This window comes from Streptomyces sp. NPDC015345 (genome assembly GCF_043078805.1).
Lineage (GTDB): Bacteria > Actinomycetota > Actinomycetes > Streptomycetales > Streptomycetaceae > Streptomyces.
This window is the reverse complement of sequence record NZ_JBIBTX010000003.1, coordinates 801,468-818,685: the sequence shown is the minus strand read 5'-3', so window position 1 is coordinate 818,685 and position 17,218 is coordinate 801,468. Positions and strand designations below refer to the sequence as shown.

Genomic DNA, 17,218 nt, shown 5'->3' with positions numbered 1-17,218 from the left:
CGTGGGGGTGGTGTGGAGCGCTCCCGGGGCAGGAGGGCCGCGGCCTGGGCCTTGCCGGGACCGGTGAGCAGCGGAAGAGTGGCATGCGTGGCCGACGCCGTGCGGTGCGGTGGGCCTGCCGTCGGGCTGATGAGGATCGCCGCCAGGATGACGGCTGCCGGTGAGCGCGGTGTCGGCATGGCACTTCCTCCCGGTACGCGGTCCCTCATGAGGGACGGTGGACCCTGGGCGCCGGCCGGTCCTTGAGTAAGGGACAATGAAGGCTCTGTCAGGGCGGGTTGCTCGGGTAGCAGCGGTAGCAGCAGAGGGGACGCATGTCGGACGCGGAGCAGACGGGTGAGGCCCGTCGGGACAAGAGCGAACGTCTCCTCGCCGGCCGGTACCGGCTGGGAGAGGTGCTCGGCCGCGGCGGCATGGGCACCGTGTGGCGCGCCAAGGACGAGACGCTGGGCCGTACGGTCGCGGTGAAGGAGCTGCGGTTCCCGACGAGCATCGACGAGGACGAGAAGCGGCGGCTCATCACACGGACGCTGCGCGAGGCCAAGGCGATCGCGCGGATCCGCAACACCAGCGCCGTGACGGTCTACGACGTCGTCGACGAGGACGACCGGCCGTGGATCGTGATGGAGCTGGTCGAGGGCAAGTCCCTCGCGGAGGCGATCCGCGAGGACGGCGTGCTCACGCCGAGGCGGGCGGCCGAGGTCGGCCTCGCCATCCTCGACGTGCTGCGGTCCGCGCATCGCGAGGGGATCCTGCACCGCGACGTGAAGCCGTCGAACGTGCTGATCGCCGAGGACGGTCGGGTCGTGCTCACGGACTTCGGCATCGCCCAGGTCGAGGGCGACCCGTCGATCACGTCGACGGGCATGCTCGTCGGCGCGCCCTCGTACATCTCCCCGGAGCGGGCGCGCGGGCACAAGCCGGGCCCGGCGGCCGACCTGTGGTCGCTGGGCGGCCTGCTGTACGCGGCGGTGGAGGGCGTCCCTCCGTACGACAAGGGCTCGGCCATCGCGACCCTGACCGCGGTGATGACCGAGGACGTCGACAAGCCCAAGAACGCGGGGCCGTTGGAGCCGGTCATCTACGGCCTGCTCGCAAAGGACCCCCAGCAGCGGCTCGACGACGCCGGGGCGCGGGCGCTCCTGAGGGACGTCATCCACGCGCCGGAGACCAGGGCGGAGCCGGAACCGGTCGAGGCGACCAAGGTCGTGCCGCTGCCTCCGGTGCCGCCGCAGCCGGCGAAGACCAGCAGGCTGTCCAAGCCGCCCAAGGCGCCCAAGGCTTCCGGGCCGGGCTTGCCGGCGAGGCTGACGAAGAAGGCGGGCGCGAGCGCGGCCGCCGGTGCCGCCGGTGCGTCCGCCGCCTCCGGGTCCGTCGCCGGGCGCAAGGGCGAGGAGGCCGCCGATCGGCTGAAGGGCGCGCTGCGGTCGGTCCGCAAGGCCGCCGCGTCGGCCACGGGGGCCGGTGCCGCGGGCGCCGCGGGCGGTTCCGGTGCGGGCTCGGGTTCCGGGCCGGTGGCCTCCGGCGCGGCCGGGCACAGGAGCGGTGCCGCCGTGCCGCAGGCGCCGAGCGCGCCGCCGCGGACGGCGCCCCGGGTGCCGCCCAAGGCGTCGCTCACCGATGTGGTGCCGCGCCGGACGCTGGTCATCGTCTCCGTGGTGGCCGTACTCGCCGTGCTGGGCACGGTGTTGGCCTTCGCGCTGTCGAACGGCGGCGACGGCGGCTCCGCCCAGGGCGGCAAGGGCGGCGACAAGGCCGCGTCCAGCGGGGCGTCCGGGGGCGGGGACCAGCGCGAGGACGGCAAGGACACCGGCAAGGAGACGGGCGCCAGCTCCGGTTCCGGTTCCGGCTCCGAGGACGACAAGGGGCAGGGGCAGGGCCAGGGCAACGACCCGGGCAAGAACGACGAGACGGACTCGGACGAGGGCGAGGGGCACGACCCCAGCCAGGACGACGGCAAGAAGCCGGGTGACGGCGCGGCGTCGACGTACGAGCACGACCAGGGTTTCAAGATCGGACTGCCGAAGGGGTGGAAGTACCAGTCCACGGGCAGGGCGGGCGCGCGGTTCACCGGGCCCAACAGCCAGAAGCTGCTGATCGGTTGGACGACCACGCCCAAGGACAACCCGGTGAGCGACTGGAAGAACCAGGAGAACTACATGGTCCGGTCGCAGTACGACCGGATAAGGATCGAGAAGGTGGACTTCCGCGGGTGGAACACCGCCGACTGGGAGTTCACCTACGTGGACGGCGGCACGAAGTACCGTTCCGTCGACCGCGGCTTCGTCGTCAACGGCGGGCTCGGCTACGGAATGATGTACACCGCCAAGGCCGATGACTGGAAGAGCGAGCAGCGGCGGGCCGCGTGGCAGACCTTCACGAGGACGTTCCAGCCGAAGTCGTGAGCTGAGATCTCGTATCCCCTCATTGCGGTTCGCCCACGGCACGTATCGTGAATGCTTGCGGTCCGTACACAGCCGTAACGAGCCGCAAGTCGAACGGAATTGACCACCGGGCGGACGGGGGAGGCATCGTGGACGACTATGCGGGACGGGTGCTCGCCGACCGCTACCGCCTGCCGCTGCCTCCCTCGGACGAGTACGAGCTCGCCGAAGCCCGTGCCTTCGACACCTACAGCGGGCAGGAAGTCCTGGTCAGGCAGGTGCCGTTGCCTGAGGTCGTCGAGGCGGAGGTGCTCGACGAGGATGACCTGCCCGAGGGGTTCGTGCCCCGGGCGGGCGCGCGTCCGGGCGGTGCAGGCGTGCGGCGGGCCTCGGCGCGCACGACGCGCAGGCCCACGGATCCGGCCGTGCGGCGCGCGATGGAGGCGGCGCAGACGGCCGCGCAGATTCCGGACCATCCACGGCTCGACCAGGTGTTCGATGTGTTCGCCGAGGGTGGCTCGCTGTGGATAGTCAGCGAGTTGGTGGCGGCGAGGCCGCTGGCGGCACTCCTCGCGGACCGGCCGCTCAGCCCGTACCGGGCGGCGGAGGTCGCGGCGGACGTCCTGGCGGCGCTGCGCGTGCTGCACGCGCACGGCTGGGTGCACCGGAACATCACCGCGCGCACGGTGCTGATCTGCGACGACGGCCGCGTGATGCTGACGGGACTCGCGGCCGGGGCGGCGGAGGAGGCCCTGTGCGGGTACGACCCGCGGCCCGTGGAGGCGGGGGAGGCCACCGGTTCGGCGGGGTCGGTCGGGAACGTGGCCGCGTATGAGGGCGCCTCGGAGGTGCGGTACGAGGACCGAGGGCTGCCGCTTGAGCCCGCTCCGGAGGCGTTCGAAGAGGTCGAGCGGGGCGGGGAGTTCGCGGGGTACTCGCGGGACGGCGGCGCGTCGCGGGCCGCGGTGCGGCGGGCCGGACAGGCCGTGGACGCGGTGGAGGCGGCCGAAGCCGCGGGCTCCGCTCGGGGCGAGGCGCGGGCCGCGCGCGGCGGGCCCATCGCGGCGTATCGCGCGGGGGCCGAGCGGGCCTCGGCCCGGGCCGAGGAGGGGCCGCCGGCCGGGACGGACGCGGGCGGCACCGGGTCTGGTTCCGCGGGTGTGCCGGGCCCTCGGGGCGGTGACAGGCAGCCCGGGACGGCCGGACGGATCTCGGACCCTTATGGAGTCGGCGACACGAAGCCCTGGCACGGTGCGGTTCCGCGCGGCGGCGGCCAGCGGGGCGCGGTGGAGGGCGCCGAGCGCCGTGGGCCCGGCGGGCGGGGCGTTGGCGGACCCTACGAGCCGCGCTCACCCTACGAGTCCGGTGCGCAGCAAGGGCCCCGCGCACCTCATGAGCCGCGCTCACCCTATGAGCCCGGCGCACAGCAAGGGCCCCGTGCACCCCATGAGCCCCGCTCGCCCTATGAGCCGCGCTCACCCTATGAGCCCGGCCGGCAGCAACGGCCCCCTGTACCCCACCAGTCCCCTGCCCACCACCAGCCCCAGCCACCCCACGCACCACACGAGCCCCCCAACCGCCACCAGCCCCCCGCGCCCACCCCCGCCGCCGGCACCCGCGAGGAGCGCTCTGCGTGGGACATGGCCCACGGTGAGGCGGGAGGGGCGCGTGGGCCCGGCACCGCTCTGGCCGCCGAGCGGGCCCGGCACGCGCGCATGGTGGTCGTCGGGGCCGTCACCGAGCGGTGGGCCCCCGAGCAGGCCGGGCCCGTGCACGAGAACTGGCAGCTCGCCGCACCGATCGGCCCCGCCACCGACCTGTGGGCCCTCGGGGCGCTGCTCTTCCGCGCCGTGCAGGGACACGCGCCCTACCCCGAGGACAGCACCGCTGAACTCGTGCAGCTCGTGTGCGCCGAGCCGCCCGCCTTCGCCGAGGAGTGCGGCCCGCTGCGGCCCGTCGTCGAGTCCCTGCTGCGTCAGGACCCCACCGACCGGCTCGACTTCGAGGAGCTGAGCGGCTGGCTCCGCTCCCTGGTGCGCTCGGCCCCGGAGCCGGAGGCCGGGGCGCATGTCGTGCCGGTGCCGCCGTACGACGCGGGACGACTGCCCGTCGTACGCCGTCGCGGCGAGGTCGTGCGCAGGCGCCGCGCCGCCGCGCCCGCCACCACCGGGGGCCACGGCCGCCACAAGCGGGGCAGGGGCAAGGCCGCGCGGGCCCCCCGCGAACCGCAGCGGTTCCGTGAGGCCCCGCCGCGCGAGGCCGAGCCGGTCCGCGAGGCCGGGCCGAAGCGGGCGCCCCGGGCCGCGGGCTCCGCACGGCCTCGTTCGCTCGGGCGGCTGCTGCTCCTGGCCATCCTCGTCGGGCTCGCCGCGGCGATCGCGTACGCCATGCTCTTCCTGCCCAAGGCCGGTGAGAAGGGGGCGGACGGCCGCGCCGGGGCTGTCGGCGAGGCGAGCGCGGGGCCCAGCCACGAGGAGAACGCCGACGAGAGCGGGGACAAGGGCGAGGGCGACGGCAAAGGTGACGGCAAGGCCTCCAACGACCCCAGTTCGCAGGAAGCCCGGACCAACGGACCCAACGACCCCGAGCTACCGCAAGGCTTCACTCTGCGCAAGGACACGGAAGGCTTCCGCGTCGCCGTGGCGCGTGGCTGGGACCGGCAGCCCAAGAACGGGCGCGGCCAGGTCCGTTACGCCCACGGTGGCTTCGAACTGCTCGTGGTGCCGGGGCGCGACACCACGGACGGCTACGGCAGCGACCCCATGAAGTACCAGCGTGAGCACGAGCGCGAGCTCCAGCCGTTCCGCGACTCCTCCTGGGCCACCTCCAGCGGCATGCGCCGCATCGACGTCGGCGGGCGGGCCATGGCGGAAGGTCAGTTCACCTGGCAGGACGGTGAGGGCCGCGAGGTCTACGTACGCAACCTCGCGATGATCGTCGGCGGGAAGTACCACGTGGTGCAGGTGCGGGGACCCGAGGCCGAGCGGGACGAAGTGACACGGCTGTTCGAGCAGGCGTCGAAGACGTACCAGGTCACCGACTAGCCCACGCCGGTACATGCACGGCATGCGTCACATTGAGGTCTCCGTAGGCCCCCTGTGGTTCCTTGCGCGCTCCCCTCTCCTTAACCTGGGCCCTGTCAAGACCATTGCGGGGGAACGTGAATCAGAGCCAGGGCCTGCTCCTCGCGGGCCGCTACCGACTCGGGGAGTCCATCGGCCGCGGTGGCATGGGCCGGGTGTGGCGCGCCCGGGACGAGGTGCTGCACCGTGCCGTAGCCGTCAAGGAGCTGACGGCCGCGCAGTACGTGCAGGAGGCCGACCGCGCGATCCTCCTCGCGCGTACGCATGCCGAGGCGCGGGCCGCCGCCCGGATCAACCACCCCGCCGTGGTCACCGTCCATGACGTCCTGGAGTACGACGACCGGCCCTGGATCGTGATGGAGCTGGTGGAGGGCTGTTCGCTGGCCGACGCCGTCAAGGAGCAGGGCCGCGTCGACGCGGTCGAGGCCGCCCGCATCGGCCTGTGGACGCTCAAGGCCCTGCGGGCGGCGCACGCCGCCGGGGTGCTGCACCGTGACGTCAAGCCCGGCAACGTACTCCTGGCGAAGGACCGGCGGATCCTGCTCACCGACTTCGGGATCGCGGCGATCGAGGGGGACTCGACGATCACTCGGACCGGGGAAGTCGTCGGTTCCGTGGACTACTTGGCGCCCGAGCGGGTCAGCGGCGCCAACCCCGGCCCCGCGTCCGACCTGTGGGCGCTCGGCGCGACGCTGTACACGGCGGTCGAGGGCAACTCGCCGTTCCGGCGCACGTCGCCGATCGGCACCATGCAGGCCGTGGTCACCGAGGAGCCCGCGCCGCCCGGGCACGCGGGGGTCCTCGCGCCCGTCATCAGCGCCCTCCTGCGCAAGGACCCGGCGGCCAGGCCCAGCGCCGAGGAGGCCGAGCGGATGCTCGCCGAGGCGGCGGAGGGCAGGCGGCCGGACACGGCGCGGGCCTATGCGCCGCCGCGGACGCACGCCACGGGCCGGCAGCCGGCCTCTGCGCCGCGGCGCGATGCCGCCACCGTGGCCGAGGGGGCCGCGGGCCGCCCCGCCACGGTGCTCGGCGGGCACTCTCCCGACCCGGCCCGCCCGGCCGACAGGCGCCGCCGCGGGCTCGCCGTCGTCGCGCTCACCGTCGCGGCGGCGCTGCTCGGCGGCGGCGGCGTCTTCGGCTATCTGCACGTCACCGGAGACGGCGGCCAGGAGCGGTCCACAGCAAGCCATGACGCGGGCGAGAGTGTGGGCGGCATCCCCGCGGACTGGCGGCGGGTGAAGGACCCGGGCGGCTTCAGCCTCATGCTGCCCAAGGGCTGGAAGCGCCAGATGGACGGCAACCAGATCGACTACACCCCCGACGGCGGCCGCCGCTTCCTGCGTATCGGCGTCGACAGGGACCCGCAGTACGAGACCTCGTACCTGCACCTGTTGGCGCTGGAGAAGACCCTGCGGCTCCCCGACTACCGGCGGCTGCACCTCAACTCCAACACCTTCCGCGACCGGCCGGGCGCGCTCTGGGAGTTCAGCTGGCGGGCCGGGGCGAACGACACCACGAGGGGTCCGCGCCGCGCCATCGAACAGACGTATCTCAGCCGTGATGGCGTGGAGTACGCCATCTACATGTCGGCCCCCGCCGACGACTGGGACACCGCCCGCGAGCAGTTCGACGCGATGCTGCTGGGATGGCGAGAGGGGCGGAAGGGCTGAGCGCCCGCGTCCGCCCCGAGGCGCGTGGTGCGCCCCCGGCGCGCCCCGGCCAGTGCGGCCGGAACCCGCCAGCCACTGGGTGACACGCATTCCGTTCGCACACGTGTGGGGCATGATGGCCGCATGGGGAGCCTGGGTGACCACGCAGGTGGGAGCAGCGCCCGTGTGATCGCGGGCCGTTACCGCCTGGAGGCGCGGCTCGGCAGGGGCGGCATGGGGGTCGTGTGGCGGGCCACCGATCTGCTGCTCGCGCGCCAGGTCGCCGTCAAGGAACTGGAGCGGGACGAGTCGCTCTCCGACACCGAGGCCACCCAGGCGCGCGAGCGGACCCTGCGCGAGGCGCGGGCGGTGGCGCAGCTGCGGCATCCGCACATCGTCGTCGTCCACGACGTCGTCGTACAGGACGAACAACCCTACATAGTGATGGAGTTGATCGAGGGCGGCTCCCTCGCGGGGCAGATCGCGCGGAACGGACCGCTGGACGCGCAGGCGGTCGCGCGGATGGGCATCAACCTCCTCGGCGCCCTGAGTACGGCCCACGAGGCGGGCATCCTGCACCGCGACCTCAAGCCCGCCAACGTACTCGTGGAGCGGGCCACCGGCCGCGCCGTCCTCACCGACTTCGGGATCGCGCAGGTCAGCGGGGCGACGACGCTCACGGAGGTGGGGTCGTTCGTGGGCTCGCCCGAGTACACCGCGCCCGAGCGCATCGCGGGGGAGCGGACCGGACCGGAGTCGGACCTGTGGTCGCTCGGCGCGCTGCTCGTCACCGCGCTGGCCGGTGAGTCGCCCTTCCGCAGGGACTCCATCGGCGGCGTCCTGCACGCCGTGGTCTACGAGGAGATACGCCCGCCGGACAGCGCGGCGCCGCTCCTCCCGGCCGTCCTCGGCCTCCTGGAGCGCGACCCGCGGCGGCGCCTCGACGCGGCGGGGGCGGAGCGGCTGCTGCGGGCGTACGTCGACACCGGGCACATGCCCGCGCGACCGGTGCACGGCAGGCCGGGCGCCGGGCTCCCGGAGCCGGGCGCGGCGCGCGGCCGTCAGGGGCGGGTCATGCTGATCGCCGGGGCGCTGGCGGCAGCCGTGGCGGGGGCCGGGGTCTCGGCCGCCGCGCTGCTGCTCGGCCGGGACGGGGACGGCGGTACGCCGGCGAACTCGGCCTCGCCCTCCACCTCCGTCAGCGGCCCGACGCCCACCGTGACGGTCACCCAGAGCACCCGTACGCCCCGGCCGTCCACCCCTCAGCCGCCCGACGGCTACCGCCTGGCGAAGGACCCGGAGGGCTTCACGATCGCCGTGCCGAAGGGCTTCGCGCGCCAGAGCGAGGGGCCCCGCGTCTTCTACGTCTCGCCGAGCGGCACCTACCGCATCGGCATCAAGGAGTCCGCGCGGGAGCCCGGCGGCCCGCTCGCCGCGCAGCGCCGCGCGGATGCCGAGGGGCCGCGGACCAACCCCGGTTACCGCGGTGGCGAGATCACCGAGACCACGCGCAACGGCCGCCCGGCCGCCCTCCTGGAGTTCACGTGGGACGGTTTCGAGGAACCGGCCGGCGAGCGGCACACGTACGACCTGTGCTGGGAGGAGGGCGGCCGGATGTACGACGTGTGGGTCTCGGGACCGGCGGCGGAGGCGGAGCAGACGCGGAAGTACTTCGACACGGCGGTGGACACGTTCGTACGCCGGTGACCAGGCACGTACGCGGTCGACTGGACACGTACGTGGACGGTGTCCCGTCGCGTGCATCACCCAGGTCACAAGTGGGGGGCCTGGCTGGAAACGGAGGTACCCGGCAGGGTAGGCATGGGGCATGAGTCATGACGGGGGAGCCTCCTACGGCCCGTACGAGCCCACGAGTTTCGGCTTGCAGCCGCCGCGGCAGCCTGGTGTCCCGGGGCAGTCTGGTGTCCCGGGGCAGCCCGGTGTTCCTGGGCAGTCCGCTGTTCCGGGGCAGCCGGGTGTGGCAGGACAGCCAGGTGTTCCGGGGCAGCCCGGTGTGGCAGGACAGTCAGGTGTTCCGGGGCAGCCCAATCCGTACGCGCAGCCCCACCCCGCCCCCGACCCCGGCGCCGGGCGGCTGATCGCGGGCCGCTACCGGCTGCTCGCCAAGCTCGGCCACGGCGGCATGGGCACCGTGTGGCGCGCCAAGGACGAGACGGTGGACCGCGAGGTCGCCGTGAAGGAGCCGCGCCTGCCCGACCACCTGCCCGAGCGCGAGCGCGCCAACGCCTTCGAGCGGATGCGCCGCGAGGCACGCGCCGCCGCTCGCCTGGACCACCCCTCGGTGGTCAACGTCCATGACGTGGCGGTCGAGGACGGGCAGCCGTGGATCGTCATGGAGCTGGTGCAGGGCCGCTCGCTCGGCGCCGCGCTCCAGGAGGGCACGCTGGACGCCCGTGACGCCGCGCGCATCGGCCTGGAGGTCCTGAACGCCCTGGACGCCGCGCACCAGGCGGGCATCCTGCACCGTGACGTGAAGCCGGACAACGTCATGCTCGGCAGGCACGACCGGGTCATCCTCACCGACTTCGGCATAGCCCAGATCGAGGGCGAGACCAACCTGACCGACACCGGCGGCTTCGTCGGCTCGCCCGAATTCATCGCCCCGGAGCGGGTCCTCGGGCAGCGGCCGGGACCGGCCTCCGACCTCTGGTCGCTGGGCGTCGTGCTGTACGCGGCGACGGAGGGCGTCTCGCCGTTCCGCCGCAGCAACACCCCGGCGACGCTCCAGTCGGTGCTCAACGCGACGCCCGCCGCGCCCGCCTCGGCCTCGGGACCGCTCGCCCGCGCCATCAACGGCCTGCTGGCCAAGGACCCCGCGCAGCGCCCGGACGCCGCGCGGGTCCGCGCCCTCCTGGAGGAAGCGGCCAAGCCGCCGCAGCCCGCGCCGACGCAGGTCGTCACGGTCGCGGGCGGCGGCGACGGACGTAACGGCAAGGGCGTCTTCCTGAGCCGCAAGGCGCTGGCCGTCATGGCCGGAGTGGTCGTCGCGGCGGTGGCGGCGGGCGTGCTGGTGGCGGTGAACCCCTTCGAAGGCGCGTCGCAGGCGGAGGGCTGGAAGAAGCACAAGGCGGCAGTGGTCGCCGCCACCGTCTCCGCGCCGGCGCACTACGTGGAGAGCAAGCCGGAACCGACCGACACGAACGAGAGCTGGATCCGCTACGACGACCCGAGCGGCGCCATCTTCATCACGCTCGACCGCGCCGAGAAGACCGACACGTCCCAGGACATCGCCGGGTCCTCGGCGGCCCAGGCGTACGCCGACATGGAGAAGTTCAAGGAGAGCGGCGAGTCGTTGTTCAGCGACATGGACAGCGATCCCGCGCCGGACGGGAAGACCAAGGAGACCAAGTTCAAGGACCGGGCCGCCGCCGTGAACACGGTCACGTACACCGACTCGCAGACCGAGCTGCCGCACGAGGCCAAGATCTTCTACTACCGGACCAGGTCGGGCGACATGTACCGGCTGTGGATCGACTACCCGGGCAAGGGCGACTTCACGGCCCGCGGCCGCGAGGTCGCGCAGACCGCCATCGCGGAGCTGGAGATCGACAAGCTCTGAAAGGCCCTAGGAGGGGTGCGTGCCGTGACAACGCCCTGATCAGCGGCTTTGTCGCCAGCAATCACTGGCGTCGTGTGAGTTGCTCGTGAAGCCCGTTACCGATGGGTACCCAAAACCCCGACGTGGGCCTACTCTCACGAGCATGACGGACTCGCAGGCCACCGCAGCGCCCCTCGGAACCAACCCGACCGCCCCGGCCCCCGAAGGCGCGCGTACCGCCGCCGACGTGGTCACGCCGGAGCTGATAGCCCAGCTCACCCGTGACGTCATCGGGTCGGGGCGCACGGCCAACCACACGCCGCTCACCGGCGAGAAGCTGGCCGACCTGCCCGAGTCCACCCCCGATGACGTGGCCACCGCCTTCCAGCGGGCCCGCACCGCCCAGATCGCCTGGGCCCGCACCCCGGTGCGGCAGCGCGCGGCCGTCCTGCTCCGCTTCCACGACCTGGTGCTCCAGCGCCAGGCCGAGGTGCTCGACCTGATCCAGCTGGAGACCGGCAAGGCCCGCCTCCACGCCCACGAGGAGATCCAGGCCGTCGCGGTCGCCGCCCGGCACTACGGCCGCAAGGCCCCCTCGTACCTGAGCCCCAAGCGGCACACCGGCGTCGTCCCGACGCTCACCAAGGTCACCGAGAACCGCCAGCCACGCGGCGTCGTCGGGCAGATCGCCCCCTGGAACTACCCGCTCGAACTCTCCATCGGCGACGCGCTCCCCGCCCTCGTCGCGGGCAACGCCCTCGTGATGAAGCCCGACACGGAGACCTGCCTGACCGCCCTGTGGGCCCGTGACCTGATCATCGAGGCGGGCCTGCCGTCCGAGGTCTTCCAGGTCGTCCTCGGCGAGGGCCCGGTCGTCGGCCCCGAGGTCGTCAGGCACGCCGACTACGTCTCCTTCACCGGCTCCACCCGCACCGGCCGCGAGGTCGCGCAGGGCGCCGCGGCCCGCCTGGTCGGCGTCTCGCTCGAACTCGGCGGCAAGAACGCCATGCTGGTCATGCACGACGCCGACGTCGACAAGGCCGCCGCAGGCGCGGTGCGCGCCTGCTTCTCCTCCGCGGGCCAGCTGTGCATATCCATCGAGCGGCTGTACGTCCACGAGTCGATCGCCGACCGGTTCCTGGAGCGCTTCGCCGAGCGGACGAAGGCGATGCGGCTCGGCACGTCCCTCACGTACGGCGCCGACATGGGCTCGCTCGTCGGCGAACGGCAGCTGGAGACCGTGACCCGGCACGTCGAGGAGGCCGTCGCCAAGGGCGCCACGCTGGTCGCGGGCGGCGTCGCACGCCCCGACATAGGCCCGTACTTCTTCGAGCCGACCATATTGGACGGAGTCGAGGCGCCCATGGCGGTCTGCACCGAGGAGACCTTCGGCCCGGTCGTCTCCGTCTACCGTTTCACGGACGAGAACGAGGCGATCGAGCTGGCCAACTCCACGTCGTACGGCCTCAACTCCTCGGTCTGGACGAAGGACGGCCGCCGCGGCCGCGAGATCGCCGCCCGCCTGCGCACCGGCACGGTCAACGTCAACGAGGGCTACGCGCCCGCCTACGGCAGCGTGCAGTCCCCGATGGGCGGCATGAAGGACTCGGGCCTCGGCCGCCGGCACGGCTCCGAGGGCATCCTCAAGTTCACCGAGGCCCAGACCGTCGCCCAGCAGCGGCTGATGCCGCTTGCCCCCTCCTTCGGCCTGGACGACGAGAAGTACGCGGCGTTCATGACCACGAGCCTGAAGGTCATGAAAGCGTTCCGACTGCGTTAGCAGCGCCCCGTAAGAGGCGCGGGGAACCGCGCGAGCAACCACAGACGGCCGCGGGCAATTTGACGAGGAGAGTCGATGTCACAGGAGAGCTCTGCCCGGATCCAGGCGGGCGACGACGAGTATGACTACGACGTAGTCGTCGTGGGCAGCGGCTTCGGCGGCGCCGTGTCCGCGCTGCGCCTGACGGAGAAGGGCTACCGCGTCGGCGTGCTCGAAGCCGGGCGGCGCTTCACGCGGGCGACGCTGCCCAAGAACTCCTGGGACCTGAAGAACTACCTCTGGGCCCCGGCGCTCGGCCTGTTCGGCATCCAGCGCATCCACCTGCTGGGCAACGTGATGGTCCTCGCGGGCGCCGGAGTCGGCGGCGGCTCACTGAACTACGCCAACACGCTCTACGTACCGCCCGCCCCGTTCTTCGAAGACCCGCAGTGGAAGGACATCACGGACTGGCAGGACGAGCTGCGCCCCTACTACGAGCAGGCCAAGCGCATGCTCGGCGTGCGGCTCAACCCGACGACGACGCCCTCCGACGTCCACCTGAAGGCGACCGCCGAGGCGATGGGTGTCGGCGACACCTTCCACATGGCGCCCGTCGGCGTCTTCTTCGGCGACAAGGACGACGCGGACGGTACGGTGACGACGCGGCCCGGCGGCGAGGTCCCCGACCCCTACTTCGGCGGCGCGGGACCGGCGCGGCGGGCCTGCACCGAGTGCGGCGAGTGCATGACCGGCTGCCGGCACGGCGCGAAGAACACCCTCAACGAGAACTACCTTTACCTCGCGGAGAAGGCGGGCGCGGTCATCCACCCGATGACCTCCGTCGTCACCCTCACCGAGGACTCGCGCGGCGGCTTCGCCGTCGGGACGTTGCCGACCGACGCCAAGCGCAAGGGCAAGGGGCGTACGTTCCGCGCCCGCAAGGTCGTCGTCGCCGCCGGTACGTACGGCACGCAGACACTCCTGCACCGCATGAAGGACAGCGGCCTGCTGCCCCGCGTCTCCCCGCGCCTCGGCACGCTGACCCGCACCAACTCCGAGGCGCTCGTGGGCGCCCAGACCACCGACCGCCGCTACCGCGAGCGGCACGGCGCGAAGCGGGCCGACTTCACCAAGGGCGTCGCCATCACCTCGTCGATCCACCCGAACGCGAACACCCACATCGAGCCCGTCCGCTACGGCAAGAAGTCCAACGCCATGGGCAGCCTGACGGTGCTCCAGGTCCCGTACAGCGTGCGGGGCGGCAAGGCGCGGGTCGCCGGCTGGCTCGGCAACGTGGCCCGCCACCCCTCGCTCCTGTTCCGTTCGCTCTCCAACCGGCGCTGGTCGGAGCGGACCATCATCGGCCTGGTCATGCAGTCGCTCGACAACTCCCTGACCACGTACCGCAAGGAGAAGGGCCTAGGGAAGGGCCTGCTCACCGCCCGCCAGGGCCACGGCGCGCCGAACCCCGACCAGATCCCCGAGGCGACGCGCGCGGCGACGCTCCTGGCCCAGGAGATCAACGGCTTCGCGGGTTCGAACATCGGCGAGCTGATGGGCACTCCGCTGACCGCCCACTTCCTCGGCGGCTGCCCCATCGGCGACTCGGCGCAGACCGGCGTCATCGATCCCTACCACCGGCTCTACGGCCACCCGGGGATCTCGGTGGTCGACGGCGCCGCGGTCTCCGCGAACCTCGGCGTGAACCCGTCCCTGACGATCACCGCGCAGGCCGAGCGGGCGATGTCCTTCTGGCCCAACAAGGGCGGCGAGGACCCGCGTCCGGCGCAGGGCCGGCCGTACGAGCGGCTCGCGGCCGTGGAGCCGAAGACCCCGGCGGTCCCGGCGGACGCCTTCGGCGCGCTGAAGCTGCCGTTCCTGGGGATGCCGGCGATGCCGTCGGCGGCGCCCGAGCAGTAGCGGTACTGATAGCGGCACTTGATACACGTAAGGACCTGCGCCCCCCTCCGAGCGCAGGTCCTTCCGCGTGATCAGGTGCCGCTGTGACTTACGCGGCGGTGCCGGCTACGCGGCGGTGTCGGCCTTGCGGCGACGTACGACGAACACCGCGCCCGCGCCGACGACCACGGCGGCGCCGCCGACGAGGCCGATGGTCGGCAGTGCCGAGCTGGAACCGGTCTCGGCGAGGCTGCCGTTCACCGGCCCACTGGCGGTGCCCTGCGGCTGCGGCGCGGCGGTCGCGGTCGCGGACGGCGTCGCCGAGGGCCGCACGGTCGGCGTGAGGGTCGGCTTCGGTGTGCCCGGGTGCTCGGCCTGGTCACCGGGCTTGCGGATGGTCAGCGGCTGGTTCGCGAAGGAGTTGCGCGTGCAGTCCAGCTCGGAGTCCACGTAATCGCCGAGGCCGATCGCGTAGCCCTTGCCGGCCGGGGCCTTGGCGTCGACTTTGAGCCGCAGGTCGATGTCGGCCGTCTCCTCGGCGCCGAGCTCGATGACATCGAAGGCGAGGCCGCCGCCCCCGCCCCTGGTCGACTTCCAGGTCTCGGTCTCGGGGTCGAGGTACTGGAGGGTGGCGTACTTCCGCAGTCGGCTCTGCCCGTCGGCGTTCTTCGACTTGCCGTTCACGAACATGGTCCACTCGACCTCGCCGAGCGGCTCGTCGGTGGGGTTGGTGGCGGACAGCTCGAACGGGTGCCAGCCGCTGCCCGCGACGATCTTCTTGGGGAGGCCGGAGAGCTCGATCTCCAGCACGGAGTCGGGGTCCTGCACGTCGCCGCCCGCGACCTTGCACGGGGCCGGCTTCCTCTCGCCCTCGTCCTCGTCCTCCGCGGTCCCGCCCGCCTCACCCGGTTCCCCCGGCTTCGTCGGCTTCTCGACCGGAAGCTTCGGCTTCGGCAGGGGAGCCTTCTTGGTCGGCTTGTGCGTCGGCTTGTGCGTCGGGTCCTGCGTGTCCTGCGTCGGGTCCTGTGTCGGGGCAGGGGGCTGCTTGGGTGCGTCGGTGGTCGTGTTCGTGGGGGCGGGGGCCTCGCCCTGCCCGGCCGGCGCGCCCACCGAGGAGGCGGGTCCCCCCGTCGCGGACGCGGCCGGCGCGGACAGGAGCGCCAGCGGCGCTACGACAGCCGTGGCGGCCGCTGCTGCCATGGCACGGCGAAGCTTCATGAGACCTCATAAAGTCCGGCGCGCCGCCCGGTCGGCAGCGCGGAAAGGGAAGGTCCCGGCGGTGGGACCGCGGATGTGTCTGTTGTTACTGCATGCATGACCTGTGATCCCTGTGAATGGTTGTCCTTGCTTTCACAGAATTCTTATGTGGTGTGGATCACATGGCTTGTGTCCCTGTGGCGGGGTGCCGTAGAACTGCCCCCGCCCGAGGGGGCGATGGGGATGCGGGGAACCACAGGAGACACGGGGAGGGAAGAGCGTTGGCCATACCCGACGAGGTGTGGAAGCAGTTCGAGAAGGACAGCGAGCGGGACATCCGCTCGACGGCGCCGAAGGAGCCGTCCGCGCGGGCCCGCATGGTGGCAGAAAGGCTGCGGCGCCTCGACGAGGAGGCCGCGCGCCAAGAGGCCGAACGCATGGGGCGGTTGCGCCGTCGGCGCGCGAGGCGTGACGCCGAGCCCGTGCGGTGGCGGCCCGACGACTGGCGCGCGGCGCCTACGGGGCCGCGCCGCGACCCGCGCTCCGAGCGCCGCCGCCGGGTGTGGAGCGTCGTGATCGTGATCGGCGGCATGGCGCTGGCGATCGTGCTGCTCAGTCCGTTCCGGTTCTGGCTCGCGGGCTGGTGAGGCTGAGCGGCTGTTGGGGAGAGCGCACGGCTGTTGGGGAGGGGCGGGGGGAACCGGAAGCGATCTTCTTCCGTCGTAGAAGGGTGGGTCCTCGGCCGGACCGGGAACGTATGGGGGAAAGAACGTGAAGTCAGCTGTGTCGCGAGTCGTGGTGGCCGTGTCGGTCGTGGCCGCCCTCGGGGCGACCGCGGCCTGTGGCGGAAGCGGCGACGACGGCAAGAAGTCGGCGAAGCCGGGCGCGGGTTCCGCGAAGGGCGGTGGCGGCGCTGCCATCCGGTTGGAGAAGGCGGCCCTCGTCGCGGGTGACGTCAAGGGCTACAAGGTGGAGAAGCCGGAGGCCGGCGACGCCTCCTCCGGTTCCGCGGGCGCGGAGCCTTCGAAGGCCCCGAAGGCCCCGAAGGCTCCGGAGGCGGCCGGGAAGACCGACCCCGCCGTGTGCGCCCCGCTCGCCGCGCTCCTCGGCCCCGACGCCGGCCCCGGCGCCGCCAACTCCCCGAAGGCGAAGGCCCATGTCGGCCGCATCCTGACCGGCGCCGACGGCAAGGACCTCACGACGACCGACGTCAGACTGTCCGCCTATGCCGAGGCGGATGCCGAACGCGTCATGGCCGGCCTGCGCGCGGCGTCGAAGTCGAAGAAGTGCGCCACCTTCCGCGTCGGCGGCCACCGCTACTTCGGGGTCAGGCCGCTGCCCGCACCGGACAAGCCGCAGACACCGGACAAGAAGGGGGACGAGGCGGTCTCGTACAAACTCGCCCACCCCAAGGGCGAGTACGTGGCCCGGCAGACGGTCACGGTCGTGCGCGACGGCGGCACACTCGCGGTTTTCGACGCGTCGAACCTGTACGACCCCGCCGGTGTCCAGGACGACAAGGAGGCCGAGCGGAACGGCATGGAGGGCATCGGCACACCCAAGGCGGACGAGGACCCGAAGGTGGCGGCCGCGATCGTCGACGCGCAGCTCCGAAAGCTCTGATTTCACACGCGTTTCACACGCGACCCGTACAACCTTTTCGGTGGTTTCTGATCGTTACGCAAATC

At 72.7% G+C, this 17,218-nt stretch carries 10 protein-coding genes; 9 read left to right on the top strand and 1 reads right to left on the bottom strand.

All coding sequences use genetic code 11. The features are described from left to right. The first annotated feature begins 314 nt into the window (after positions 1-314). The 7 genes from ACF062_RS16035 to ACF062_RS16005 all read left to right on the top strand — a co-directional run bounded on the left by ACF062_RS16035 (position 315) and on the right by ACF062_RS16005 (position 14,354). Positions 315-2,405, top strand: coding sequence for a serine/threonine-protein kinase (locus ACF062_RS16035; protein ID WP_392138558.1), 2,091 nt, complete (start codon positions 315-317; stop codon positions 2,403-2,405). Positions 2,406-2,533: 128 nt separating this feature from the next. Beyond that, positions 2,534-5,428 carry a protein kinase gene (locus ACF062_RS16030; RefSeq protein WP_392138556.1) on the top strand — a complete coding sequence of 965 codons (2,895 nt, stop codon included), beginning with the start codon at positions 2,534-2,536 and terminating at the stop codon, positions 5,426-5,428. A 185-nt stretch (positions 5,429-5,613) separates the two neighbouring features. Beyond that, positions 5,614-7,137, top strand: a complete 1,524-nt coding sequence (locus ACF062_RS16025; protein ID WP_392138897.1) for a serine/threonine-protein kinase — start codon at positions 5,614-5,616, stop codon at positions 7,135-7,137. 123 nt (positions 7,138-7,260) lie between these two features. Further along, entirely contained in the window at positions 7,261-8,823 is a 1,563-nt protein-coding gene (locus ACF062_RS16020; RefSeq protein ID WP_392138554.1) for a protein kinase, read from the top strand. A gap of 121 nt (positions 8,824-8,944) precedes the next feature. Beyond that, positions 8,945-10,696 (top strand): protein kinase, encoded by a 1,752-nt coding sequence (locus ACF062_RS16015; protein WP_392138552.1) that lies wholly within the window; start codon positions 8,945-8,947, stop codon positions 10,694-10,696. Between the two features lie 142 nt (positions 10,697-10,838). Next, positions 10,839-12,455, top strand: a complete 1,617-nt coding sequence (locus ACF062_RS16010; RefSeq protein WP_392138551.1) for a succinic semialdehyde dehydrogenase — start codon at positions 10,839-10,841, stop codon at positions 12,453-12,455. 75 nt (positions 12,456-12,530) lie between these two features. Then, positions 12,531-14,354 carry a GMC family oxidoreductase N-terminal domain-containing protein gene (locus ACF062_RS16005; protein ID WP_392138549.1) on the top strand — a complete coding sequence of 608 codons (1,824 nt, stop codon included), beginning with the start codon at positions 12,531-12,533 and terminating at the stop codon, positions 14,352-14,354. A 105-nt stretch (positions 14,355-14,459) separates the two neighbouring features. Here ACF062_RS16005 and ACF062_RS16000 read toward each other — a convergent pair whose 3' ends face one another. Then, the gene (locus ACF062_RS16000; protein WP_392138547.1) at positions 14,460-15,551 is read right to left on the bottom strand and encodes an LAETG motif-containing sortase-dependent surface protein; all 1,092 of its coding nucleotides are present in this window, start codon (positions 15,549-15,551) and stop codon (positions 14,460-14,462) included. Between the two features lie 260 nt (positions 15,552-15,811). On the opposite strand from ACF062_RS16000, the gene ACF062_RS15995 reads away from it, so the two are divergent. Further along, positions 15,812-16,177 (top strand): hypothetical protein, encoded by a 366-nt coding sequence (locus tag ACF062_RS15995; RefSeq protein WP_223776263.1) that lies wholly within the window; start codon positions 15,812-15,814, stop codon positions 16,175-16,177. Between the two features lie 124 nt (positions 16,178-16,301). After that, entirely contained in the window at positions 16,302-17,153 is an 852-nt protein-coding gene (locus ACF062_RS15990) for a hypothetical protein (protein ID WP_392138545.1), read from the top strand. Positions 17,154-17,218 lie beyond the last annotated feature (65 nt).

Bases quoted from the DNA above. Each gene is read 5' to 3' on its own strand.
- ACF062_RS16035 (WP_392138558.1), top strand. From the start codon at position 315: ATGTCGGACGCGGAGCAGACGGGTGAGGCCCGTCGGGACAAGAGCGAA.
- ACF062_RS16025 (WP_392138897.1), top strand. From the start codon at position 5,614: ATGGGCCGGGTGTGGCGCGCCCGGGACGAGGTGCTGCACCGTGCCGTA.
- ACF062_RS16020 (WP_392138554.1), top strand. From the start codon at position 7,261: ATGGGGAGCCTGGGTGACCACGCAGGTGGGAGCAGCGCCCGTGTGATC.
- ACF062_RS16015 (WP_392138552.1), top strand. From the start codon at position 8,945: ATGAGTCATGACGGGGGAGCCTCCTACGGCCCGTACGAGCCCACGAGT.
- ACF062_RS16010 (WP_392138551.1), top strand. From the start codon at position 10,839: ATGACGGACTCGCAGGCCACCGCAGCGCCCCTCGGAACCAACCCGACC.
- ACF062_RS16005 (WP_392138549.1), top strand. From the start codon at position 12,531: ATGTCACAGGAGAGCTCTGCCCGGATCCAGGCGGGCGACGACGAGTAT.
- ACF062_RS16000 (WP_392138547.1), bottom strand. From the start codon at position 15,551: ATGAAGCTTCGCCGTGCCATGGCAGCAGCGGCCGCCACGGCTGTCGTA.